The 22,811-nt window shown below is 61.0% G+C and carries 24 protein-coding genes; 22 read left to right on the top strand and 2 right to left on the bottom strand.

Annotated elements, in window-relative coordinates:
- Positions 1 to 198 precede the first annotated feature (198 nt).
- The 7 genes from queA (at position 199) to nlpI (ending at position 7,228) form a co-directional block, all read left to right on the top strand.
- On the top strand, positions 199 to 1,266 hold the full coding sequence (gene queA, locus I6L32_RS19265; protein ID WP_010675072.1) for a tRNA preQ1(34) S-adenosylmethionine ribosyltransferase-isomerase QueA: 1,068 nt from the start codon (positions 199 to 201) through the stop codon (positions 1,264 to 1,266).
- A gap of 118 nt (positions 1,267 to 1,384) precedes the next feature.
- A complete protein-coding gene (tgt, locus tag I6L32_RS19260; protein WP_216944356.1) occupies positions 1,385 to 2,521 on the top strand; it encodes a tRNA guanosine(34) transglycosylase Tgt in 1,137 nt (378 codons plus the stop codon).
- A gap of 50 nt (positions 2,522 to 2,571) precedes the next feature.
- The gene (gene yajC, locus I6L32_RS19255; protein ID WP_010675070.1) at positions 2,572 to 2,907 is read left to right on the top strand and encodes a preprotein translocase subunit YajC; all 336 of its coding nucleotides are present in this window, start codon (positions 2,572 to 2,574) and stop codon (positions 2,905 to 2,907) included.
- 18 nt (positions 2,908 to 2,925) lie between these two features.
- Positions 2,926 to 4,779, top strand: a complete 1,854-nt coding sequence (gene secD, locus I6L32_RS19250; protein ID WP_029314697.1) for a protein translocase subunit SecD — start codon at positions 2,926 to 2,928, stop codon at positions 4,777 to 4,779.
- Between the two features lie 9 nt (positions 4,780 to 4,788).
- Positions 4,789 to 5,736, top strand: coding sequence for a protein translocase subunit SecF (gene secF, locus I6L32_RS19245; protein ID WP_010675068.1), 948 nt, complete (start codon positions 4,789 to 4,791; stop codon positions 5,734 to 5,736).
- 100 nt (positions 5,737 to 5,836) lie between these two features.
- A complete protein-coding gene (locus I6L32_RS19240) occupies positions 5,837 to 6,205 on the top strand; it encodes a rhodanese-like domain-containing protein (protein WP_010675067.1) in 369 nt (122 codons plus the stop codon).
- Positions 6,206 to 6,295: 90 nt separating this feature from the next.
- A complete protein-coding gene (gene nlpI / locus I6L32_RS19235; protein ID WP_280520777.1) occupies positions 6,296 to 7,228 on the top strand; it encodes a lipoprotein NlpI in 933 nt (310 codons plus the stop codon).
- Positions 7,229 to 7,303: 75 nt separating this feature from the next.
- On the opposite strand, the gene I6L32_RS19230 is transcribed toward nlpI, so the two are convergent.
- Both I6L32_RS19230 and I6L32_RS19225 read right to left on the bottom strand, forming a co-directional pair.
- A complete protein-coding gene (locus I6L32_RS19230) occupies positions 7,304 to 8,176 on the bottom strand; it encodes a U32 family peptidase (RefSeq protein WP_010675065.1) in 873 nt (290 codons plus the stop codon).
- A gap of 12 nt (positions 8,177 to 8,188) precedes the next feature.
- Complete coding sequence (locus I6L32_RS19225; RefSeq protein ID WP_128271750.1) at positions 8,189 to 9,184, bottom strand: peptidase U32 family protein; 996 nt, start codon at positions 9,182 to 9,184, stop codon at positions 8,189 to 8,191.
- 188 nt (positions 9,185 to 9,372) lie between these two features.
- On the opposite strand from I6L32_RS19225, the gene I6L32_RS19220 reads away from it, so the two are divergent.
- The 15 genes from I6L32_RS19220 to I6L32_RS19150 all read left to right on the top strand — a co-directional run bounded on the left by I6L32_RS19220 (position 9,373) and on the right by I6L32_RS19150 (position 22,805).
- Entirely contained in the window at positions 9,373 to 9,885 is a 513-nt protein-coding gene (locus I6L32_RS19220) for an SCP2 domain-containing protein (RefSeq protein ID WP_216944355.1), read from the top strand.
- Positions 9,886 to 10,074: 189 nt separating this feature from the next.
- On the top strand, positions 10,075 to 10,809 hold the full coding sequence (gene trmJ / locus I6L32_RS19215) for a tRNA (cytosine(32)/uridine(32)-2'-O)-methyltransferase TrmJ (RefSeq protein WP_041215017.1): 735 nt from the start codon (positions 10,075 to 10,077) through the stop codon (positions 10,807 to 10,809).
- A 94-nt stretch (positions 10,810 to 10,903) separates the two neighbouring features.
- Entirely contained in the window at positions 10,904 to 11,407 is a 504-nt protein-coding gene (iscR, locus tag I6L32_RS19210) for a Fe-S cluster assembly transcriptional regulator IscR (RefSeq protein ID WP_025327241.1), read from the top strand.
- A 52-nt stretch (positions 11,408 to 11,459) separates the two neighbouring features.
- The gene (locus I6L32_RS19205; RefSeq protein ID WP_010675060.1) at positions 11,460 to 12,674 is read left to right on the top strand and encodes an IscS subfamily cysteine desulfurase; all 1,215 of its coding nucleotides are present in this window, start codon (positions 11,460 to 11,462) and stop codon (positions 12,672 to 12,674) included.
- A 54-nt stretch (positions 12,675 to 12,728) separates the two neighbouring features.
- Positions 12,729 to 13,112, top strand: coding sequence for a Fe-S cluster assembly scaffold IscU (iscU, locus tag I6L32_RS19200; RefSeq protein ID WP_010675059.1), 384 nt, complete (start codon positions 12,729 to 12,731; stop codon positions 13,110 to 13,112).
- A gap of 15 nt (positions 13,113 to 13,127) precedes the next feature.
- Positions 13,128 to 13,451: an iron-sulfur cluster assembly protein IscA gene (iscA, locus tag I6L32_RS19195; RefSeq protein WP_010675058.1), complete on the top strand. Its 324-nt coding sequence runs from the start codon at positions 13,128 to 13,130 to the stop codon at positions 13,449 to 13,451.
- Positions 13,452 to 13,641: 190 nt separating this feature from the next.
- Positions 13,642 to 14,160, top strand: a complete 519-nt coding sequence (gene hscB / locus I6L32_RS19190; protein ID WP_010675057.1) for a co-chaperone HscB — start codon at positions 13,642 to 13,644, stop codon at positions 14,158 to 14,160.
- 28 nt (positions 14,161 to 14,188) lie between these two features.
- A complete protein-coding gene (gene hscA / locus I6L32_RS19185) occupies positions 14,189 to 16,036 on the top strand; it encodes a Fe-S protein assembly chaperone HscA (protein WP_216944354.1) in 1,848 nt (615 codons plus the stop codon).
- Between the two features lies 1 nt (position 16,037).
- Positions 16,038 to 16,376, top strand: a complete 339-nt coding sequence (gene fdx / locus I6L32_RS19180; protein ID WP_005299781.1) for an ISC system 2Fe-2S type ferredoxin — start codon at positions 16,038 to 16,040, stop codon at positions 16,374 to 16,376.
- Positions 16,377 to 16,533: 157 nt separating this feature from the next.
- Positions 16,534 to 17,835, top strand: a complete 1,302-nt coding sequence (pepB, locus tag I6L32_RS19175) for an aminopeptidase PepB (RefSeq protein ID WP_216944353.1) — start codon at positions 16,534 to 16,536, stop codon at positions 17,833 to 17,835.
- On the top strand, positions 17,832 to 19,115 hold the full coding sequence (gene pepB, locus I6L32_RS19170; protein WP_041213015.1) for an aminopeptidase PepB: 1,284 nt from the start codon (positions 17,832 to 17,834) through the stop codon (positions 19,113 to 19,115). The genes pepB (I6L32_RS19175) and pepB (I6L32_RS19170) overlap by 4 nt, the downstream gene beginning before the upstream one ends.
- Positions 19,116 to 19,392: 277 nt before the next feature.
- Positions 19,393 to 19,821: a nucleoside-diphosphate kinase gene (gene ndk, locus I6L32_RS19165; protein ID WP_039038725.1), complete on the top strand. Its 429-nt coding sequence runs from the start codon at positions 19,393 to 19,395 to the stop codon at positions 19,819 to 19,821.
- A gap of 167 nt (positions 19,822 to 19,988) precedes the next feature.
- On the top strand, positions 19,989 to 21,092 hold the full coding sequence (locus I6L32_RS19160) for a bifunctional tRNA (adenosine(37)-C2)-methyltransferase TrmG/ribosomal RNA large subunit methyltransferase RlmN (RefSeq protein ID WP_041213014.1): 1,104 nt from the start codon (positions 19,989 to 19,991) through the stop codon (positions 21,090 to 21,092).
- A gap of 11 nt (positions 21,093 to 21,103) precedes the next feature.
- On the top strand, positions 21,104 to 21,895 hold the full coding sequence (gene tapF, locus I6L32_RS19155) for a PilW family type IVa pilus biogenesis/stability lipoprotein TapF (RefSeq protein WP_143237656.1): 792 nt from the start codon (positions 21,104 to 21,106) through the stop codon (positions 21,893 to 21,895).
- Positions 21,885 to 22,805, top strand: coding sequence for a RodZ domain-containing protein (locus I6L32_RS19150; protein ID WP_216944352.1), 921 nt, complete (start codon positions 21,885 to 21,887; stop codon positions 22,803 to 22,805). Before tapF ends, I6L32_RS19150 begins: the two co-directional genes overlap by 11 nt.
- Positions 22,806 to 22,811: the final 6 nt, after the last annotated feature.

Here is a 22,811-nt window from a genome sequence, read left to right as displayed (position 1 = left end):
GTGTGTCTGCTTCCACCCTAGCCCAGCCCCCGTCGCCAGAACATGATCGGGGTCAATACAAAACCTTAAAGGTTTTTTAACGGGCCCAGCCTCACAAAATGGCCCGCTATCCCTTGTCTTCCTTGGGTTTTTAGTCTTTTGGGTTGCCTTGGAAGAGGGGGATAACTAGACTAGCCGCCGATTCCCCCGAGGTGAAAGATGCAAGTATCCGATTTTCATTTTGATCTGCCAGACGAGCTGATTGCCCGCTATCCCATGGCGGAGCGTACCGCTAGCCGCCTGCTGCAGCTCGATGGTCAAACCGGCGCCCTGCGCCACGGTCATTTTGTCGATGTGCTTGACCAGCTCAACCCCGGCGATCTGCTGGTGTTCAACAATACCCGTGTCATTCCGGCCCGCATGTTTGGCCAGAAGGCCAGCGGCGGCAAGCTGGAGGTGTTGGTGGAGCGCATTCTGGACGAGCACAGCGTGCTGGCGCACGTCCGCTCGTCCAAGTCCCCCAAGCCAGGTACCCGCCTCCTTCTGGATGGCGGTGCCGACGGCGTGCCCGTCGAGGCCGAGATGCGTGCCCGTCACGACGCTCTGTTCGAGATCCACTTCCTGGACCCGCGCCCTGTGCTGACCATTCTGGATGCCATCGGCCATATGCCGCTGCCTCCCTATATCGACCGTCCCGACGAGGATGCCGACAAGGAGCGCTACCAGACCGTCTACAACCAGAAGCCGGGTGCTGTGGCGGCGCCGACCGCCGGTCTGCACTTCGACGAGCCGCTGCTCGAGCAGATCCGTGCCAAGGGCGTGGAGATGGCCTTCGTGACCCTGCACGTGGGGGCGGGCACCTTCCAGCCGGTGCGCGTCGACAAGATTGAAGATCACCACATGCACTCGGAATACGCCGAAGTGCCCCAGGAGGTGGTGGATGCCATCGCGGCGACCCGCGCCCGCGGCGGTCGTGTGGTTGCGGTGGGCACCACGTCGGTGCGATCCCTCGAGAGCGCGGCCAAGGCGACCCTGGCCCAGGGCAAGCCGCTGGCGCCCTTCTTCAATGACACCGACATCTTCATCTTCCCCGGTTACGAGTTCCAGGTGGTCGATGCCATGATCACCAACTTCCACCTGCCCGAATCCACCCTGATCATGCTGGTCAGCGCCTTTGCAGGCTACGACAACGTGATGGCCGCCTATCAGGCCGCCGTGGCGGGACAGTACCGTTTCTTCAGCTACGGGGACGCCATGTTCGTCACCCGTCGCCGGGTGCAGGGTTAAGCCTTGCCCTTCAGAAGTCGTTCAGGCTCTGCTTGTCAGTATGCCGGCCGGCTTCATATTACCGGGCCTCTCGGGCCCTTTGTTGTCAGACTGTTTCTCTGACTGAATAGAGGTAGCAATGAAATTTGAATTGAAAACCACCGATGGGCGTGCCCGTCGCGGTCAACTGGTGTTCGAGCGTGGCGTGGTCCAGACCCCGGCCTTCATGCCGGTCGGCACCTACGGCACCGTCAAGGGGATGACACCGGAAGAGGTGTGTGAGACTGGTGCCCAGATCCTGCTTGGCAACACCTTCCACCTCTGGCTGCGCCCGGGTCAGGAAGTGATGCGCGCCCACGGCGATCTGCACGACTTCATGAACTGGCAGGGGCCCATCCTGACCGACTCCGGTGGTTTCCAGGTGTTCAGTCTGGGGCACATCCGCAAGATCACCGAGGAGGGGGTGCACTTCCGTCATCCCATCAACGGCGAGAAGATCTTCCTCGACCCCGAGAAGTCCATGGAGATCCAGTACGATCTGGGTTCCGACATCGTGATGATCTTCGACGAGTGCACCCCGTACCCGGCCACTTACGAGGAAGCGCGCAAGTCCATGGAGATGTCCCTGCGCTGGGCCAAGCGCTCCCGTGACAAGTTCGATGCGCTGGGCAACAAGAACGCCCTGTTCGGCATCATTCAGGGTTCTGTCTACGAACCGCTGCGGGATGTGTCGCTGGACGGTCTCCTTGAGATCGGCTTCGACGGTTACGCGGTCGGTGGTCTCGCCGTGGGTGAGCCCAAAGAGGACATGCATCGCATCCTTGACCATGTCTGCCCGAAAATTCCAGCCGACAAGCCGCGCTACCTGATGGGGGTGGGCAAGCCGGAGGATCTGGTGGAAGGGGTGCGCCGCGGTATCGATATGTTCGACTGCGTGATGCCGACCCGCAACGCCCGCAACGGTCATCTCTTTACCACCGATGGGGTGGTCAAGATCCGCAACGCCAAGTACCGGGAAGACACCAGCACCCTGGATGCGGACTGCGATTGCTACACCTGCAAGAACTACACCCGCAGCTATCTGTACCATCTGGACAAGTGCAACGAGATCCTCGGTGCCCGTCTGAATACCATCCACAACCTGCGTTATTACCAGCGCGTGATGCAGGGTTTGCGGGACGCGATCGAGCAGGGTAAATTAGACGACTTTGTAACTGAGTTTTACCGTCGGCAAGGGAAGCCTGTGCCTCCACTGGCTGAAAATGACGTGAAATAACAACGACATATAAGTTAGTATTCAAATCTACATCAATAAGAGGTTGTTAAATGAGCATTATCTCCAAGGCGTATGCAGAAGGCGCGGCTCCGGCAGCACAGGGTGGTGGCATGGAAATGATCATCATGCTGGCCGTGTTCGGTCTCATCTTCTACTTCATGATCTACCGTCCCCAGGCCAAGCGTGCCAAGGAGCATCGCAATCTGATGAGCTCCCTCTCCAAGGGCGACGAAGTGCTCACTTCCGGTGGCCTGGTCGGCAAGATCGCCAAGGTTTCCGCCGACAGCGACTACATTGTGCTGGCCCTGAACGATCAGACTCAGGTCACCATCAAGCGTGACTTCGTCTCTGCCGTTCTGCCCAAGGGTTCTATCCAGTCCCTCTAATCTCCCGAGGAGCACAGCGTGTTAAATCGCTATCCGCTGTGGAAATACCTGATGGTGATCGTCGTGATCGCCATCGGTTTTCTATATGCAGCCCCCAATCTTTACGGCGAAGACCCGGCCTTGCAGGTCTCTGCCAGCCGTGGTGCCGAAGTCAAACTAGAAACCCTCGATCAGGTGAAGGAAACCCTCGACGAGGCGAAGATCCCGGTCAAGCATGCGGCGTTCGAGCACGGCTTCATCCTGATCCGTTTCAACAACACCGAAGACCAGCTCAAGGCGCGCGACATCGTGGCCAACAAGCTGGGCGACAATTTCATCACCGCCCTCAACCTGGCACCGTCGACCCCCGCCTGGCTTGAGGCCATCGGCGCGGCGCCCCTGAAGCTCGGTCTTGACCTGCGGGGCGGTGTGCACTTCCTGATGGAAGTGGACATGGCCGAAGCGCTGGCCAAGCAGCAGGAACAGATGGTGCAGGATTTCCGCGCCGAGCTGCGCACCCAGAAGATCCGCTACTCCGGTGTACGCCGGGTCGGGGATCAGGTGCAGGTGGTCTTCCGTGACGAGGCCGATCAGGCCAAGGCACTCTCCTTCCTGCGTCGCCAGAATGCGGATCTTGTCTTCACCACCGACCAGAAAGGGGATGACTTCATCCTGCTGGCCAGTCTGAGCGAAGCCAAGGTCAAAGAGGTGAAGAAGTATGCCCTCGAGCAGAACATCACCATCATCCGCAACCGGGTGAACGAACTGGGTGTGGCCGAGCCGTTGGTCCAGCAGCAGGGCGGCGAGCGTATCATCGTCGAGCTGCCGGGGATCCAGGACACCGCCCGTGCCAAGGAGATCCTGGGGGCCACCGCGACCCTGGAGTTCCACATGGTCGATGAGGCTGCCGATATCCAGGCCGCTGCCGCAGGCCGCGTGCCGCCGAGCTCCAAGGTCTACAACGATCGCAACGGTCGTCCCGTGGTACTGCAAAAGCGCGTGATCCTGACTGGTGACCACATTGTGGGTGCCCAGTCCGGTTTCGATGAATACAGCCGTCCCCAGGTCAACATCAAGCTCGATGGTCAGGGTGGCAACAAGATGGCCAACTTTACCAAGGACAACGTTGGCAAGGGCATGGCGACCGTCTTCATCGAGTACAAGCCGGTGGGGCAGCCTGGTCCGGACGGCAAGCGCAAGTTCCGCAAGCAGGAGGAGGTGATCAACGTCGCCACCATCCAGTCTCGCCTGGGTAGCCAGTTCCGCATCACCGGGATCGACAACGCCAACGAAGCCCACAACCTGGCGCTGCTGCTGCGTGCCGGTGCCCTGATTGCCCCCATCCAGATCGTCGAAGAGCGCACCATAGGCCCGAGCCTGGGTCAGCAGAACATCGACAGCGGGATGGAAGCCATCGGCTGGGCCATGCTGGTGATCGTGCTCTTCATGGGGATCTACTACCGTGCCTTCGGCTGGGTGGCCAATCTGGCGCTGACCATGAACCTGGTGCTCATCGTCGGTATCATGTCGATGATCCCGGGGGCCACCATGACCCTGCCGGGCATCGCCGGTATCGTGTTGACGCTGGGGATGGCGGTGGATGCGAACGTGCTGATCTACGAGCGTATTCGTGAAGAGATCCGCAATGGTCGCGGGGTGCAGCAAGCCATTCACCTGGGCTTTGATCGCGCCTTCTCCACCATCGCCGACTCCAACATCACCTCGCTCATCACCTGCGTGATCCTGTTCGGTATCGGTACCGGTGCCATCAAGGGCTTCGCCCTGACCCTCGGGATCGGCCTGACGGCGTCCATGTTCACTGCCATCACGGTATCCCGCGCCATCATCAACCTGGCCTGGGGTGGACGGCGCATCGACAAGCTGCCGATCTAAGGAAGAGACATGTTTCAAATTCTACATTTTGAAAAGCCCATCCCCTTCATGCGTTTCGCCAAGCTGGGTATGGTCCTCTCTGCTCTGGTAACGGTGCTCGCCCTCTACGTTCTGTACGATCGTGGCCTGAACTGGGGGCTGGACTTCACCGGCGGTACCACCATCGAGGTGGGGTTCCAGCAGTCGGTGAGCCTGGACAAGATGCACGAGGCGCTGGATCAGCAGAAGATTGACGGGGCGACCCTGCAGTTCTTCGGCTCCAGCCGTGATGTGCTGGTGCGCATGGCCCCCCAAGAGGGCGTCAAGGTCGAGCAGCAGGGCAACGAGGTCCTGGCGGCCGCCAAGCTGGTCGACGAGAGCGCCGTGCTCAAGCGTGTCGAGTTCGTCGGTCCCTCCGTGGGTGACGAGCTGGCCACCGACGGTGCCCTGGCCATGCTGGCCTCCATCATCTGTATCCTGATCTACGTGGCGGTGCGCTTCGAGTGGCGTCTGGCCACGGGGGGCATCCTCTCCCTGGCTCACGACGTGATCATCACCCTCGGCATCTTCGCCTACTTCCAGTACGAGTTCGACCTGACCGTGCTGGCGGCGCTGATGACGCTGGTGGGGTACTCCCTGAACGACACCATCGTCGTGTTCGACCGGGTGCGGGAGAATTTCCGCAAGGTACGCCGTGGGGACACCGCGGAGATCATGGATCTCTCCATGACCGAGACCCTGAGCCGGACCATCATCACCTCGGGGTTGACCTTCGTGGTGGTGGTGGCGCTGCTGCTCAAAGGCGGGCCTCTGATCCACGGTTTCTCCATCGCCATGGTGATCGGGGTGGCCTTCGGGACCTACTCCTCCATCTATGTGGCGAGCGCCTCAGCCATGTTCCTCGGGATCAAGCGGGAGCACATGCTGCCGACCCAGGTGGAAAAAGAGGGCGCGGATCAGCAAGAGATCCTGCCGTAACAGACAAGGGCGCCGCAAGGCGCCCTTTCTCTTGTGGCCGGGGTGAGTCATGATGCTCCCCACAACCCAGCATCCATTACCCAAAGCAAGGAGCAAGCCCATGCAACACAATCCCCGTTTTCTGGCCCTGGTAGAGGTCATCCGCCCGCAGGTGCAGGAAACCGATGTGCACCAGATCAAGCGCTGGCAGGATGAGGGCCGAGCATTTCATCTGATCGACGTGCGCGAAGAGAGCGAGTGGGCCAGGGGCCATCTGCCGGGGGCCACCTATCTCGGGCGCGGGGTGATAGAGCGTGACATCGAGACCCGGTATCCGGATCCCGACACCGAACTCTACCTCTATTGTGGTGGGGGATTTCGCTCCATCCTGGTGGCGGATAACCTGCAGAAGATGGGTTATTCCCGGGTCGTCAGCGTCGATGGAGGCTTTCGCGGCTGGAGCGATGCCGGATACCCTGTCGAATCCTGATTTATTTGAGGGAGAGGGGCTGCGCCACATGACAAACGGCCCCGTGATCTTTACCATATGCGGGGTCAAGCGTAAGCGTCGGAGTGTTCATTGAACGTCAGGATAGGGATTGGATACCTCACGGGTATCCTGTTGTTGCTCCCCTTGTGGGGTTGCAGCAGTAGCAGTCAGGTAAAAGCGCCTCAAGTTCCCAAGCCGCAACCCGCTTCACTGGTATTGGCGACCCCCTTGCAGGTCTCCTACCAGAGCGAGTTGGCGTTGGCGCGACTCGGGCAGATGCTCAGTGAAATGGAATTGACGACCGAACAGCGGGCAGAACTCTTCTATGAGCGTGCCGTGGTGTTTGACCGGGTGGGCTTGCGTTCCCTGGCGCGACTCGACTTCAACCGCGCCCTGCGGGAGAAGCCGGATTTTGCCGAGGCCTACAACTTCATCGGTGTCTATCTGGTTCAACAGCAGAACTACGACGAGGCCTATGAGGCGTTCGACTCCGCTCTGGAGCTCGCCCCGGATTACGACTACGCCTATCTCAACCGGGGAATCGCGCTCTATTACGGCAATCGCCCCGAGCTTGCCGCGGCGGATATGAAGCGCTTCTACGAGGCGCAACCAGAAGACCCTTATCGGGTGATCTGGCTCTATCTGGCCGAGCAGAAGCTCAACGGACCGGCGGCCATGAGCCGGATGCGCGAGCGGCTCAACAAATATGACGACGACGCCTGGAACTGGGATCTGGTGCGCCTCTATACGGGCGACATCAATGCCACCCAGTTGATGAGCAACGTGGTGAAAGGGGTCAAGGACAACAGGGAGCTCGCCGAGCGCCTGTGCGAGACCTACTTCTACCTCGGCAAGTTCGAGCTGGCCAAGGGTAACCGCAAGGAAGCCATCAGCTACTTCAAGCTGGCGCTGGCCAACAACGTCTATGACTTCATCGAGCATCGCTATGCCTTGCTGGAGCTGGAACTGATGGCGCGCAAGCCCCAGCCACCCGGAGCCCAGGGCAAGAGCGGCAAAGCGTGACTAAACGGGTTTGAACCCCATGAAAAAGGCCTCTTGACGAGGCCTTTTTGCTGTCTGGTGACACGGGTTGTACCGCTACTCCACCAGGCTCATGCCGGGGATCTGGCGCCAGTAACCGTTGCAGTCCCGCTCCTGCTGCAGGGGCAGGGGGGCCATCCCCTGTTCGTTGGCCTTGAAGCGCTCCAGCATCGTCAGGGTCTCCATGCCTTCGGGCGAGAGGCGCACCACATCCACCAGCCCCTCCATCCCCTTGAGCTCGTTGCCCAGGTTGTAGCAGTAACCGGACTGAGTCTGGATGCCGTTGAGGTTGAACACCTTCTGCCCCTCGCGGCTGCTGGCAAGTCGGCCGGTGGGGTAGTGGATGCAGGCCAGTTCGCAGTTGTCCTTGGGCCGGTCGAGGGAGCGGGCGGTGAAGCAGCGTGCCGAGTAGGCGAGCGGCAGATGACCATAGGCGAACACCTCCACCTCGAACTGCTGGCGCTCCCTGCCCAGATCCTGATTGAGCTGCATCAGCCAGTCGCGGGAGAGCTCCACCGGCATCACCCAGCGCTGCATTCCCTGTTTGAGCAGCATGCGCAGCACGTCGGCGTTATAGGCGTTGATGGCGGGGCCGCAGACGAACGGCAGCCCGGCTTCACTGGCGAGCTGGACGGCCCCCAGATCGTTGGCCTCGATCATCAGCGCGCCGTTGTCGACCAGCCGCTTGACCTCCTTGAGCTCGGAGGGGGCAGAGATCAGCGCCAGCGTGGAGAGCACCGCCTGCCTGCCGGAGCCCGCCACCTGACGGGCGAGGGCAATCCAGTCATCCACTTTCAGTTCGCGCCGCTTGCTGCAGACGGTTTCCCCCAGATAGACGATGTCGGCCTGGCTGGCGGCGGCCGCCTGATAGAAGGCCTGGGTGTCGGCCTTGGGCCAGTAGAAGAGCAGGGGGCCGAGAGAGAATTTCATGAACAGGGCTCCTTATTGCCACTGGCGATGATAGGCACCGAGGGTGGTCTGGCTCCCCTCGGAGACGCGGGCGAGCTGGGCATCCCACTCAGCCTTGACTTGATAGGCCTCGGGGTTGGCCTGATAGGCGTCGATGGCGGCGCGCCAGACCCGGGTCACCTGCTCCACATAGGCGGGGCTGCGCTGGCGCCCCTCGATCTTGACCGACTGGATGCCGGTCTGGAACAGCTCGGGCAACAGGCCGAGGGTGTTGAGGCTGGTGGGCTCCTCCAGCGCGTGATAGGTCTGGCCATCCACCTCGAAGCGGCCCTTGCACAGGGTCGGGTAGCCGGCATTTTCCCCCGGGCCGTAACGATCGATCAGCACCTCGTTGAGGCGGGATTCGAGGCCGCTCGGGGTCTCCTCCCAGCGTACGAACTTGGCCGGTGAGCAGGCGCCGACGGTGTTGGGGCTCTCGCCGGTCATGTAGGAGGAGAGGTAGCAGCGCCCCTCCGCCATGATGCAGAGGCTGCCGAAGGCGAACACCTCAAGGCCGACGTCGGTCTCGCGGGCAAGCTGCTTCACCTGATGCATGGAGAGCACCCTCGGCAGCACCACCCGGCCGACGTTGAAGTGCTGCTGGTAGAAGCGGATGGCAGCGGCGTTGGTGGCGCTGGCCTGGACCGAGACATGCAGCTCCATGTCGGGATGGCGGCGGCTGGCATAATCGAGCACGGCGAGATCGGCGATGATCAGGGCATCGGCACCGAGCGCCACCCCTTTGTCCACGGCCTGCTTCCAACGGGCATCGGAGCCCGGGTGGGCAAAGGTATTGATGGCGATGTGCAGCTTGCGGCCATGCTGGTGGACATAGTCAACCGCTCTTTCCAGCTTGCTGTCGGTGAAGTTGAGCCCGGCGAAATGGCGGGCGTTGGTGTCATCCTTGAAGCCGATGTAGACCGCATCGGCCCCGTTATCCACGGCTGTCTTCAGTGCCGGCAGGCTGCCTGCCGGGCAGAGTAATTCCATCGGGTACGCTCCGAGAGGGCAAAAATGCAAAGTGGCCCGATTGTATTCATGCTTGCCCTCCCGCTTTTTGACCTGAGGCAGCTTTAGGTGGCTTTACCCTTCTTGAGGTAAGTGGACACAAGTTTGATTTTCAACAGGATCTTGCCGAAGGGGCTGTGCTTGAATGCGCAAAAAACTGGGAGTTTATCGTGTTTCAACATCTTCAACGTCGCCTGGTCGAACAGGCACCCCGTCTCTTGCGCCACCCCCTCAAGCTGGTGCCCTTCCCTTTGCAACAAAACCTGATGGAGGCCCTGCTGGGCAGGGTATTCCGGGAGGCCATCGAAGAGGGGGAATTTGCGTTTCTTACGGGCAAGTGGCTGAAAGTGGAAGTCAGCGATCTGGGGCTATGCTGGTTTATCAGCGAGCAGGAGGGCAAATTGGTGGTGGCAAGGAAGTGTGAGCACGTCGATGTCTGTTTCAGCGGCAATAGCCAGGATCTTGTTCTGATCGCCGGGCGCCGTGAAGACCCGGATTCCCTCTTCTTCCAGCGCCGACTGAAGATAGAGGGGGATACAGAGCTGGGCCTGGAGGTGAAAAATCTGATGGACAGCCTGGATCTGGACGGGCTGGGATTGATGAAATTCCCCCTGATGGATCTGGCGACCTTTATCGAGCGGGCCCGCGAGACGCACGTGCCCACTGCCGCGACAATGAGCTGAGCCGTTTTCTTGCCCGAGTGCTGCGAACAGGTGAACTTGAGCCGCAGTACCCCACTGTCAGCGTGACCACGCAGGGTGGGGATGGATCATCTGCCTGTTTGTGCAGAAATGCCTGGTCGGAAGCGGTGCCAAAATAGCGATTGGTTATGTTACAATTGCGCGCCATTTTTGACTGAAGATTGACTGGGCATGTTGGATCAGATTCGTATCGTGTTGGTAAACACCTCTCACACCGGCAACATGGGATCCGCGGCGCGGGCCATGAAGACCATGGGACTGACTCAACTGGTGCTGGTCGATCCCCAGGCCCAGCCGGATGAGGAGGCCGTCGCCCTGGCGGCGGGGGCCAGCGATATCCTGGCTCGCGCCCGAATCGTGCCGACCCTGGACGAGGCCATTGCCGACTGTGGTCTGGTCATCGGCACCAGTGCCCGTTCCCGCACCCTGAGCTGGCCCATGCTGGATCCCCGTGAAGCGGGCGAGAAGCTGGTTGCCGAGGGCATGGAGCACCCGGTCGCGCTGGTGTTTGGCCGTGAACGCACCGGCCTCACCAATGACGAACTGCAAAAATGCCACTTCCATGTGGCCATTCCCGCCAATCCAGAATACAGCTCCCTCAATCTGGCCATGGCAGTGCAGACCCTTTGTTACGAGGTGCGGATGCGCTGGCTGGAAGTACAGAACCAGGAGCATTCGGCCCCGGAGGATGAGCGGGTCGAGTACCCCAGCGCCCAGCAACTGGAAGGGTTTTATCAGCATCTGGAGCAGACGTTGCAAAAGACGGGATTCATTGCCGATGACCATCCAGGCCATGTGATGAGCAAACTGCGTCGTCTGTTCAATCGGGCCAGACCCGAAGCGGTGGAGTTGAACATCCTGCGGGGCATTCTCACCTCTGTCCAGAAGTCCAGGGCACAGGATTAATCCCGACTGATTTACTCAAGCATATACTTGACTGATTTAGTCGGGTATGTGACCATATGCCACATATTGATTGGTTCGCAAGACGGTAAGGCATATGAGACTGACCTCAAAAGGACGTTACGCGGTGACAGCCATGCTCGACGTGGCGTTGCATGCAGAGCAGGGGCCCGTGCCCCTGGCTGATATTTCAGAGCGCCAGGGCATCTCTTTGTCCTATCTGGAACAACTGTTTGCTCGTCTGCGCAAACATGGTCTGGTGAGCAGCGTACGTGGCCCCGGTGGCGGCTATCGCCTCGGTCTGGCCCCTGGCGAGATCTCGGTCGGTCAGGTGATCACCGCGGTCGATGAATCGGTCGATGCGACCAAGTGCCTCGGCAAAGGGGGCTGCCACGGTGGTACCCAGTGCCTGACCCACTCCTTGTGGCGGGATCTGAGCGAACGCATCTCCAGTTTCCTGGGGGATATCACCCTGGCCGAGCTGGTTGGTCAGGCCGATGTGCGCCGTATCGCCGGCAAGCAAGATGAACAAATGAAGACCGTGTTGTCCCTGGTTGATCGGGCCGAACGCGGTGATGTGAGCTTGAAAGTCCAACTATAAACGTGCTTTCCACGACGAGTCGCTGTGTGACCCCGTCGTAACGGAGAAAAAGATGAAACTGCCTATTTACCTTGATTATTCGGCAACCTGTCCGGTGGACCCGCGTGTCGCAGAAAAAATGATGCAGTGCCTCACCATGGACGGCCTGTTCGGCAACCCAGCCTCCCGTTCCCACCGTTTCGGCTGGCAGGCCGAAGAGGCGGTGGATCTGGCCCGTAATCAAGTGGCAGAGTTGATCGGCGCGGACCCGCGCGAGATCGTCTTTACCTCCGGTGCGACCGAGTCAAACAACCTGGCCATCAAGGGCATCGCCCATTTCTACGCCGGCAAGGGCAAGCACATCGTCACCTCCAAGACCGAGCACAAAGCCGTGCTGGATACCTGCCGCCAACTGGAGCGTGAAGGCTATGAGGTGACCTACCTCGAGCCCATGCCCAACGGCCTGTTCACTCTTGAGCAGATCGAAGGCGCCCTGCGTGATGACACCATCCTGGTCAGCATCATGCACGCCAACAACGAGATCGGGGTGGTGCAAGACATCGCTGCCATCGGCGAGCTGTGCCGTTCCCGCAAGATCCTGCTGCACGTGGACGCCGTCCAGAGCGTGGGCAAGATCCCGGTCGACGTGGAAGCACTCAAGGTTGATCTGCTCTCCATGTCCGCCCACAAGGTATACGGCCCGAAAGGCATTGGCGCCCTGTATGTGCGCCGCAAGCCCCGTGTTCGTCTGGAAGCCCAGATGCACGGCGGTGGTCACGAGCGCGGCATGCGCTCCGGCACCCTGGCAACCCACCAGATCGTCGGCATGGGGGAAGCCTTCCGCATCGCCAAGGAAGAGATGGCGAGCGAGAGCCAGCACATCATGGCCCTGCGCCAGCGTCTGTGGGATGGCATCAAGAACATCGAAGAAGTCTATATCAACGGGGATCTGGATCAGCGTGTACCGGGTAACCTGAACGTCAGCTTCGCCTATGTGGAAGGGGAATCCCTCATCATGGCACTGAAGGATCTGGCGGTCTCTTCCGGTTCTGCCTGTACCTCGGCCAGCCTGGAACCTTCCTACGTGCTGCGCGCCCTGGGCCTGAACGACGAGCTGGCACACAGCTCCATCCGTTTCAGCATCGGTCGCTTCACCACCGAAGAAGAGATCGACTACGCAATCAAGCTCATCTGCGACTCCATCGGTCGTCTGCGCGAGATGTCTCCCCTGTGGGAGATGTTCAAGGATGGCGTCGATCTGAACACGGTCGAATGGGCACATCACTGATCCTTGCCAGCATGGCAAGGGTCTGGTGAACAACGGAATTAGCAGGAGTTAGATATGGCTTACAGTGAAAAAGTAATCGACCACTACGAGAATCCCCGCAACGTCGGTGGTTTTGACAAGAACGATCCCAGCGTCGCCACCGGCATGGTCGGTGCACCGGCCTGTGGTGACGTCATGAAGCTGCAACTGAAGATCAGCGACGATGGCATCATCGAAGATGCCAAATTCAAGACCTACGGCTGTGGTTCCGCCATCGCCTCCAGCTCTCTGGTGACCGAGTGGGTCAAGGGCAAGACCCTGGACGAAGCGGCCGGTATCAAGAACACCGACATCGCCGAAGAGCTGGCGCTGCCGCCGGTGAAGATCCACTGCTCCATTCTGGCGGAGGATGCCATCAAGGCCGCCATCGCCGATTACAAGCAGAAGAAAGGTCTTTAAGGTCCGGAGAGCAGTATGGCCATAACCATGACAGATGCCGCAGCGGCGCGGGTTTCCTCCTTCATGATCAACCGGGGCAAGGGCATCGGCCTGCGCCTCGGCGTCAAGACGACCGGCTGTTCTGGCCTTGCCTATGTGCTCGAGTTCGTGGATGAGCTGGCTGCCGAGGATCAGGTATTTGAGCAGAAAGGCGTCAAGATCATCGTGGATGCCAAGAGCCTGATCCACCTGGATGGCACCGAGCTGGACTTCGTGAAGGAAGGCCTCAACGAGGGCTTCCAGTTCAACAACCCGAATGCCAAGGGCGAATGTGGTTGTGGCGAAAGCTTCAGCGTGTAAGTGGTTCGATTTACAGATCGCCCATGTTTGCAACGCCTCGTAGCCCCAAGGGTGAGCCCTGTTGCGGCGAGTCTCTTGTGATCAACACCTTGCTCATCAACACAGTGGTGTGGACGCCAGTCCATGCCACTGCTCTCAAGTTCAAGACGAGTGTGGTTGCACTCCCAGCGCTATTGTCTGAGGACGAAGGATGAATCATTTCGAGCTGTTCGGGCTGGCTGAGGGCTTCGAGCTCGATACTCGCCAACTGGCTGACACCTATCGTCAGCTGCAGACCCAGTTCCATCCCGATCGTTTTGCGACTGCCCCCGAGCGGGAGCAGCTGGCTGCCGTGCAGCGTGCTGCCCAGATCAACGATGCCTTTACCACCCTCAAGGCCCCCTTGCGCCGAGCCGAGTACCTGCTCTCCTTGCGGGGCACAGATATTCGCGGCGAGCAGCAGACACTGCAAGATCCCGCCTTTCTGATGCAACAGCTGGAGTGGCGAGAGCGGCTGGCTGATCTCAAGGGCGACGCCGACCCTGAGGGGGCCATCAAGGATTTTCGCCAGGAGATCAGGCATGATCACCAGGCGTTGATGCAACGGCTGACCGACTCTCTCACCAGGGGTGAGGATCTGCAGGCGGCGGATTGCGTTCGCAAGCTCAAATTTGTCGACAAGCTCCTCGAGGAGCTGGAACGATTCGAAGACTCGCTGTTCGAGTCTTGACCCTCTAACGCAGGAATTGTGATTACCCATGGCATTACTGCAAATTGCCGAGCCAGGCCAGAGCGCCGCGCCTCACCAGCATAAACGTGCCGTCGGCATCGATCTTGGCACCACCAACTCCCTGGTCGCCGCCGTGCGCAGCGGCCAGGCCGACACCCTCTGTGACGAGCAGGGGCGTGATCTGCTGCCTTCCGTGGTCCATTACCAGGCCGATACCATCCGGGTTGGCTTCGATGCCAAGCGTGAGGCGGCCCTCGATCCGCACAACACCATCGTCTCGGTCAAGCGGATGATGGGCAAGGGGCTGGCCGATATCGATACCCGCCAGCAGCCTTACGAGTTCGTGGCTACCGAGACGGGCATGCCCCAGTTGCAGACCCGCCAGGGGCTGGTCAACCCGGTGCAGGTCTCGGCCGAGATCCTGAAAAAACTGGCCGAGCGCGGTGCCGCGTCCCTCGGGGGAGACCTCGACGGCGTGGTCATCACGGTGCCCGCCTATTTTGACGATGCCCAGCGTCAGGGCACCAAGGACGCGGCCAGACTGGCCGGTCTGCATGTACTGCGGTTGCTCAACGAACCCACGGCGGCGGCCATCGCCTATGGCCTCGACTCCGGCCAGGAAGGGGTGATCGCCGTCTATGACCTGGGTGGCGGCACCTTCGATATCTCCATCCTGCGCCTGCATCGCGGGGTGTTTGAGGTGATGGCCACCGGTGGCGACTCGGCACTCGGTGGTGACGATTTTGACCATCTGCTGGCGGACTGGCTCAAAGAGCAAGCCGGGTTGTCCGGTCAGCTCGATGCCCGTACCCAGCGCGAGTTGCTGGATGCGGCGGCCAGCATCAAGCACGGCCTCACCGATGCCGATGCCGTTTCCTGCACCTTTGCCGGCTGGCAGGGTACCGTCACCCGCAGCCAGTTTGACGAGCTGATCCAGCCCCTGGTCAAGCGCACCCTGCAGGCCTGTCGGCGCGCCCTGCGCGATGCGGGTCTCGAGCAGGAAGAGGTGCTGGAAGTGGTGATGGTCGGTGGCTCGACCCGGGTGCCGCTGGTGCGCGAGCGGGTGGGCGAGTTCTTCGGCCGCACCCCCTTGACCAGCATTGACCCTGACAAGGTGGTGGCCATCGGTGCCGCCATCCAGGCCGACATCCTGGTGGGCAACAAGCCCGACGCCGAGATGCTGCTGCTGGACGTCATCCCGCTTTCCCTCGGTCTTGAGACCATGGGCGGCCTCGCCGAGAAGGTGATCCCGCGCAATACCACCATTCCGGTGGCCCGCGCCCAGGAGTTCACCACCTTCAAGGATGGCCAGACCGCAATGGCCATCCACGTGGTGCAGGGAGAGCGCGAGCTGGTGGCCGATTGCCGCTCCCTGGCCCGCTTCACCCTGACCGGCATTCCGCCCATGGCGGCGGGGGCGGCCCACATTCGCGTTACCTTCCAGGTGGATGCGGACGGTCTGCTGTCGGTCAGCGCCATGGAGAAATCCTCCGGCGTGCAGGCCGAGATCCAGGTCAAGCCCTCCTATGGACTGGGTGAGGATGACATCCTCAACATGCTGAGCGCCTCCATCGCCAATGCCCAGCAGGACATGGACGCCCGCATGCTGGCGGAGCAGCAGGTCGAGGCCGACCGGGTGGTCGAGAGCCTCAACGCCGCCCTGGCCGCCGATGGCGAGGCTTTATTGAGCCCCGCCGAGCGGGCCGAGCTGGATGCCGCCATCGCCCATCTGCTGACCATGCGCAGCACGGGCACCACCAACCAGATCAAAGAGGCCATCGAGGCGGCGGACGCTGCCAGTGGCGAATTTGCAGCCCGCCGGATGGATGCCTCCATCCGCAAGGTGCTGACCGGACAAAACGTCAACAAGGTGTGATATGCCAAAACTGATTATTCTGCCCCATCCCGAGCTCTGTCCGGACGGCGCGGCCCTCGAAGGTGCGACCGGTGAAACCATTCTGGATATCGCGCTGCGCAACGGCATCGAGATCGAGCACGCTTGCGAGAAGTCCTGTGCTTGTACTACCTGCCACTGCGTGGTGCGGGAAGGGTTCGACTCCCTCGAGCCGAGCGACGAGCTGGAAGACGACATGCTGGACAAGGCGTGGGGGCTGGAGCCGGAATCCCGTCTCAGCTGCCAGGCCAGACTGGCGGACGAGGATCTGGTGGTGGAACTGCCCAAGTACACCCTGAATCTGGCGTCCGAGCGCCACTGATGACCCCATAATTACACATGAGTGAATTGCGCGTGCAGCATCTCATGGTGCAGTAATGATATGGTGAAGGCCGTGACCCTTGAGGGAGCGGCCTTTTTTGTGCCCGTGATTTCCCTATTCGTTGATGAAAGTGCCAATAAAAAGGAAGCAAGAGAACATGGCTGACATGATGAACGTAAGGTTGTCGTCCCAGGCTGCCGCCGCCCAGTGGGGCGAGGGTGCCCTGCTCAGTTTCAACGGGGACGAGGCCCATCTCCATCTGGCCGCTGGCCAGGAGAAGGAGGCGCTGCGCGCCATCCAGCGCGGGGCCAGACGCCTCGAGTCGAGCGGCATCAAGCGCATCAAGCTGGTGGGCGAGGGGTGGAATGGGGAGCGTCGTTACGCCTTTGCCCAGGGCTTCTATGCCGCCAAGGGGGTTCGCGAGCTCGACTTCGGCGAGCAGAGCGACCAGGAGGCTGCCGAGCTGGCGGCTTTGCTCAAAGCGACCCACTGGGTGCGCGAGGTGACCAACGGCTGCCCGGAAGCCATCTACCCCATGAGCCTGGCGGAGTCCGCTCTGCTGCTCATTCGCAGCCTCGGCGGTGACAAGGTGACCGCCCGCATCACCGCTGGCGAAGCCTTGCGTGAATCGGGTCATATCGGGATCTGGTCGGTGGGCCGTGGCAGCGAGCGCGAGCCGGTGCTGCTGGAGCTCGACTACAACCCGACCGGGGATGCCAACGCCCCCGTGGTCGCGGCGCTGGTGGGCAAGGGGATCACCTTCGATTCCGGCGGCTACTCCATGAAGTCCTCCGACAACATGCTGCCGATGAAGTCCGACATGGGCGGCGCCGCCATGGTGACCGGCGCCCTGGCGCTGGCCATCAGCCGTGGCCTGAACAAGCGGGTCAAGCTCATCCTCTGCTGCGCCGAGAACCTGGTCTCCGGCCACGCCTTCAAGCTCGGCGACATCCTCACCTATCGCAACGGCATCTCGGTCGAGATCCAGAACACCGATGCGGAAGGTCGCCTGGTGCTGGCAGACGGCCTGCTGGCTGCGAGCGAAAGCGGGGCTGCCTACATCCTCGACGCTGCCACCCTGACCGGCGCCGCCAAGACAGCGCTGGGCCGCGACTACAATGCCGTGTTTGCCCTCGATGAGGCGGAGCAGGTGCGCGCGCTGGCTGCCGCCAACGCCGAAAACGAGAAGGCCTGGCCGCTGCCGCTCGAACCCTGGCACGCAGGCCAGCTCACCTCGGCCTTTGCCGAGCTGGGCAACGTGGCGTCCGCCGAAGGCACTGCCGGTGCCACCACCGCAGCGGCTTTCCTGTCGCGCTTTGTCCGTGACGAAGGCAAGGGCTGGGTGCACCTGGACCTGGCCGCTTCCTATCAGAAGTCGGGCAATGATCTCTGGGCGACCGGTGCCAAGGGCCATGGTCTTCGCACGATTGCCCGCTGGTTGCAGGAGGTGTGCGCATGAACGTCTGGTTGAGCCGAGAGTTTGCACCGGCCGAGTGGGGGGAGGGGGCACTGCTCTCCCACCGTGCCGACGGCATGGTGATCCATCTGGTGAGCGCCACTCCCTTGCTGGATATCCAGCAGGCGGCGCGGCGCCTGTGCAGCCAGGGGATCCAGCAGGTTGTCCTGGCTGGCCACTGGGAGCGGGAGCAGCAGTGGGCTTTTGCCCAAGGGCTGCAGACGCCCAAGGCGGAAGTGGGGTTGCAGTGGGCCACTTCGTCCGAGGAGGACAGGGAGGAGCTGGAGGCGCGCTGGCTGTGCGGGCGCTGGGTGCGGGAGATGACCAACGCCACTCCGGAGCAGCTGGGGCCGCTGGAGCTGGCGGTCGAAGCCGCTGCCTTCCTCACCGAGCTGGCACCGGACCGGATCAGCCATCGCATCCTCAAGGGAGAGGCGCTGCAACAGGCGGGCTGGGTCGGTCTCTATCAAGTGGGTCGTGGCAGTGACCGCGAGCCCGTGATGCTGGAGCTGGATTTTAATCCGGGCAAGGATCCCAAGGCGCCGGTAGCGGCCGCCCTGGTGGGCAAGGGGATCACCTTCGATTCCGGCGGCTACTCCATGAAGACCTCCCAGGGCATGCTGACCATGAAACACGACATGGGCGGTGCCGCCATCGTCACCGGCGCGCTGGCGCTGGCCATTCTGCGTGGCCTCGACAAGCGGGTGAAGCTTATCCTCTGCTGTGCCGAGAACCTGGTATCCGGCCATGCCTACAAGCTGGGTGACATCCTCACCTACAAGAACGGCACCACGGTGGAGGTGGTCAATACCGACGCCGAAGGGCGTCTGATCCTGGCCGACGGCTTGCAACTGGCCGGCGAGTCTGGTGCGCCGCTCATCATCGACGCTGCCACCCTCACCGGGGCGGCCGTGATGGCGCTGGGGGGGCGTTATAACGCCCTGTTTGGACTGGACAAGGGGCTGGTGAGCCGCGCCATGGCCTATTCGGATGCGGAGCAGGAGCCAGCATGGCCGCTGCCGCTGGAGCCCTGGCATCGCCAGCAGTGCCCGTCCCACTATGCCGACACCGCCAACAGCCGCCCCGTGCCGGGCGGCGGACCGGGGGGGGCCTCCAATGCGGCAGGCTTCCTCTCCCGCTTTGTCCCTGATGAGGGAAGAGGCTGGCTGCATGTCGATCTCGCCGCCTGCTTCAGCGAAAACGGCGACAGTCTGTGGGCGCCCGGGGCCAATACCCTGGGGATGCGCACCATCGCCCATACCCTGCTGGCGGAGACGCGCTGAGTCAGTGAGCGGCATCACAAGGGCACCTCAGGGTGCCCTTTCCAGTGCTGCTTTGCTGAGCAATTGATACGGTTTTGAGGCATTAGCATGCCGATCGTGCGCAAGCGCACATTTTTTCTCTCTGCCCTGGCACAAGATGAGTCACCATGTTGTTTCAAGGATTCTTTTGTTTAACAAAAAGTTGATTTTTTGTGTGTTATTTCGTTTTTTGTTTACGTATAATCGCCGCCGAACATGGATTCCTACAATAAAACTCTGTAGTTAAGGAAAGAACTCAATGGCTATCGAACGTACCTTCTCCATCGTCAAGCCGGATGCGGTCAGCAAGAACCTGATTGGTGCCATTTACAGCCGCTTCGAAAGCGCCGGTCTGAAAGTGGTTGCCGCCAAGATGCTGCACCTGACCAGCGAACAGGCCGCCGGTTTCTACGCCGAGCACCAGGGCAAGCCGTTTTATGATGCTCTGGTCGGTTTCATGACCTCTGGCCCCGTCATGGTACAGGTGCTGGAAGGTGAAGACGCCATCCGCCGTCACCGTGAAATCATGGGCGCCACCAACCCGAAAGAGGCGCTGGCCGGCACCCTGCGCGCCTGCTACGCCGAGAGCATCGATCGCAACGCCGTCCACGGCTCCGATGCCCCGGCCTCTGCCGCCCGTGAAATCGCCTACTTCTTCTCCGACGACGAGATCTGCCCGCGCGGCTGATGTTGTCTGCTGGTGACCAAGGGAGCTTCGGCTCCCTTTTGTTTTTTGGTCATCCTGCCAATATCCACTTATTCTCCAGGTGGAAAGCCAGACCCATTATTTGTACAATGCCGCCCCCTGACGTAGGTCAGCCGATAATTTATGAAGTGTGTGAGCTGAGGCCCCTGATGAGCGAAACAAAAACCAACCTGCTGGATCTCGACCGGGATGCCATGCGTGCCTTCTTCGTCGAGTTGGGCGAGAAGCCGTTCCGGGCAGACCAGATAATGAAGTGGATCTATCACTTCGGTTGTGATGATTTCGATCAGATGAGCAACGTCAACAAGGCGCTGCGCGAGCGGCTCAAGGCCATTGCCGAGATCCGTGCCCCCGAGATCAGCCGTGAACAGCGCTCCGCCGATGGCACCATCAAATGGGCGCTGCAGGTGGGCGATCAGGAGGTGGAGACCGTCTACATTCCGGAAGCGGACCGCGCGACCCTGTGCGTCTCCTCCCAGGTGGGCTGCGCCCTGGCCTGTACCTTCTGCTCCACCGCCCAGCAAGGGTTCAACCGCAACCTGAAAGTCTCCGAGATCATCGGCCAGGTGTGGCGTGCCGCCAAAGTGGTGGGCGGCAAGCGCCCCATCACCAACGTGGTGATGATGGGCATGGGTGAGCCGCTGCTCAACCTCGCCAACGTGGTACCGGCCATGAAGCTGATGATGGATGACTTCGGCTTCAGCATCTCCAAGCGCCGCGTCACTCTCTCCACCTCCGGTGTGGTGCCGGCGCTGGATATGCTGGGGGACCAGATCGACGTTGCCCTGGCCATCTCTCTGCATGCGCCGAACGACCAGTTGCGTTCCGAGATCATGCCGATCAACGACAAGTACAACATCGAGTCCTTCCTTGCCGGTGTACGCCGCTATCTGGCCAAGTCCAACGCCAACGGCGGCCGGGTGACCGTGGAGTATGTGCTGCTCGACCACATCAACGACGACATGCAGCATGCCCATGAGCTGGCCAAGGTCCTCAAGGAAACCCCTTGCAAGATCAACCTGATCCCGTTCAACCCCTTCCCGGGCAACCCGTTTGGCAAGCCGAGCAACAGCCGTATCGACCGTTTCTCCAAGGTGCTGATGGAATACGGCCTGACCGTCATCGTGCGCAAGACCCGCGGTGACGACATCGACGCCGCCTGTGGGCAGCTGGTGGGGGAGGTGATTGACCGCACCAAGCGCACCATGAAAAATCGGATGCAACAGGATGGGATTTCCGTCAAAATGGTTTAACTCCTAAGCCATTGTATAGACAGGAAATGGATATCCGTACATTGATCGTAGTGGCAGCGCTCTGTGCGCTGCCAGGCTGTGTCACAGAGACCACTTACGCTGGCCAGAATTCGACCCAACGTGAAGTGGGCCCCGACCTCAAGGCCGCCGCCCAGACTCGTCTCGATCTGGGTATCCAGTATCTGCGCCAGGGCAATGCCGAGCAGGCCAAATTCAACCTCGACCGCGCCCTTCAGTACGATCCCAACAATCCTCAGGTCTACATCGGTTTTGCCTATTTCTACCAGCAGGTGTCGGATTTCAAGGCCGCCGAGGCGAGCTACAAGAAAGCGCTGGCCATGGATCCGTCCAATGCTGACGCGATGAACAACTATGGCGCCTTCCTCTGCAACCGTGGCCGCTTCGACGAAGCGGAAAAGGCGTTCTTGCAGGCCGTCAGCCAGCCCGATTACGTGAAGATCGCCGATACCTACGAGAATGCGGCGCTCTGCTCGATGCAAAATCACAGAAATGACAAGGCCAGCGAGTATTATCGTCTGGCCTTGGGGTATAATCCCCGCAATCCTAGGTTATTGCTGGACATGGCCGAGCTTTCCATGAAAGATGGCAAGCTTCCTGATGTCCAGTCTTACCTCGTGCGCTTTGCCGACGTGGCAGAGGAGAACGAGGAGAGCCTCTGGCTCCGGCTGCGGCTGGCCCAGGCCATGGACAAACCGGCATTACTTCACCAATTCGGGACTGAGCTGGTAAGGCAATATCCCACTTCGCAACAAGCCAAGCGTTACTTAGCCAATGACTACTGAACAGCCACACGATTTCCAAGACGACTCCCAGGCAGTTGGCCCAGGCCAGCTGCTGCGCAACGCCCGTGAACAGCTCGGCTGGACCCGGGAACAGGTTGCGTCCCGCATTCACCTTCGTCTGACCCTGATCGCCGCCATCGAAGCGGATACCTATGACAAGCACACGTCCCATACCTTCATTCGTGGCTATCTGCGGGCCTATGCCAAGCTCGTGGGCATCCCCGAGGAGACCATCCTCGCCGCCTACGAAAAGCTGGGACTGACTCCCCCCGACAACATCGACATGCAGAGCTTCTCCCGTCGCTCCCGACAGCAGGCCAATGACAGCCGGCTCAAGGTAGTGACCTGGCTTGTGATCCTGGTGCTGATCGGGCTCTCCGTCGCCTGGTGGTGGCAGAGCACGGCGCGCCGCTCCGCCGGTGACGACGCCCTGGCGGCGACCGAGATGGGCGCGACTGTCAATACGCCGGAAGCGAATGTTGCCCCCGCCGTGGAGGTCGCCGCTCCCGTGCTGCCAGCAGCGTCCGATGCCGTGTCCACCCAGGTTGTGGTGAGCGGTGCAACCGCGACTCTGCCTGTGGTCGCTACGGATGCCAGCGCAGCCGTCCCGACGGACGTTTCCGGTGCGGTCTCGACTGCCGAGAGCACGACCACCGAGCCCGCCAAGGCGCCCCAGCTCAAGATGAGCTTCACCGCCGATTGCTGGCTGGACGTCAAGGATGCCAACGGCAAGACCCTGTTCAGCGGTCTGAAGAAGGCGAACGACGAACTGGTACTGGAAGGACCCGAGCCACTCAGATTCATCATTGGCGCGCCCATGGCGGTCAATCTCGAATATCAGGGCAAGTCCTTCGACATGAGCCGTTACAACAACGGCCGGACTGCCCGCTTCTCACTGCCGCAGGAGTAATCAGTC

This window comes from Aeromonas sp. FDAARGOS 1402, from assembly GCF_019046925.1.
GTDB classification, from domain to species: Bacteria; Pseudomonadota; Gammaproteobacteria; order Enterobacterales; family Aeromonadaceae; genus Aeromonas; species Aeromonas caviae.
The sequence above is the reverse complement of the archived record's forward strand: the minus strand, read 5'-3'. Positions and strand labels throughout refer to the sequence as shown.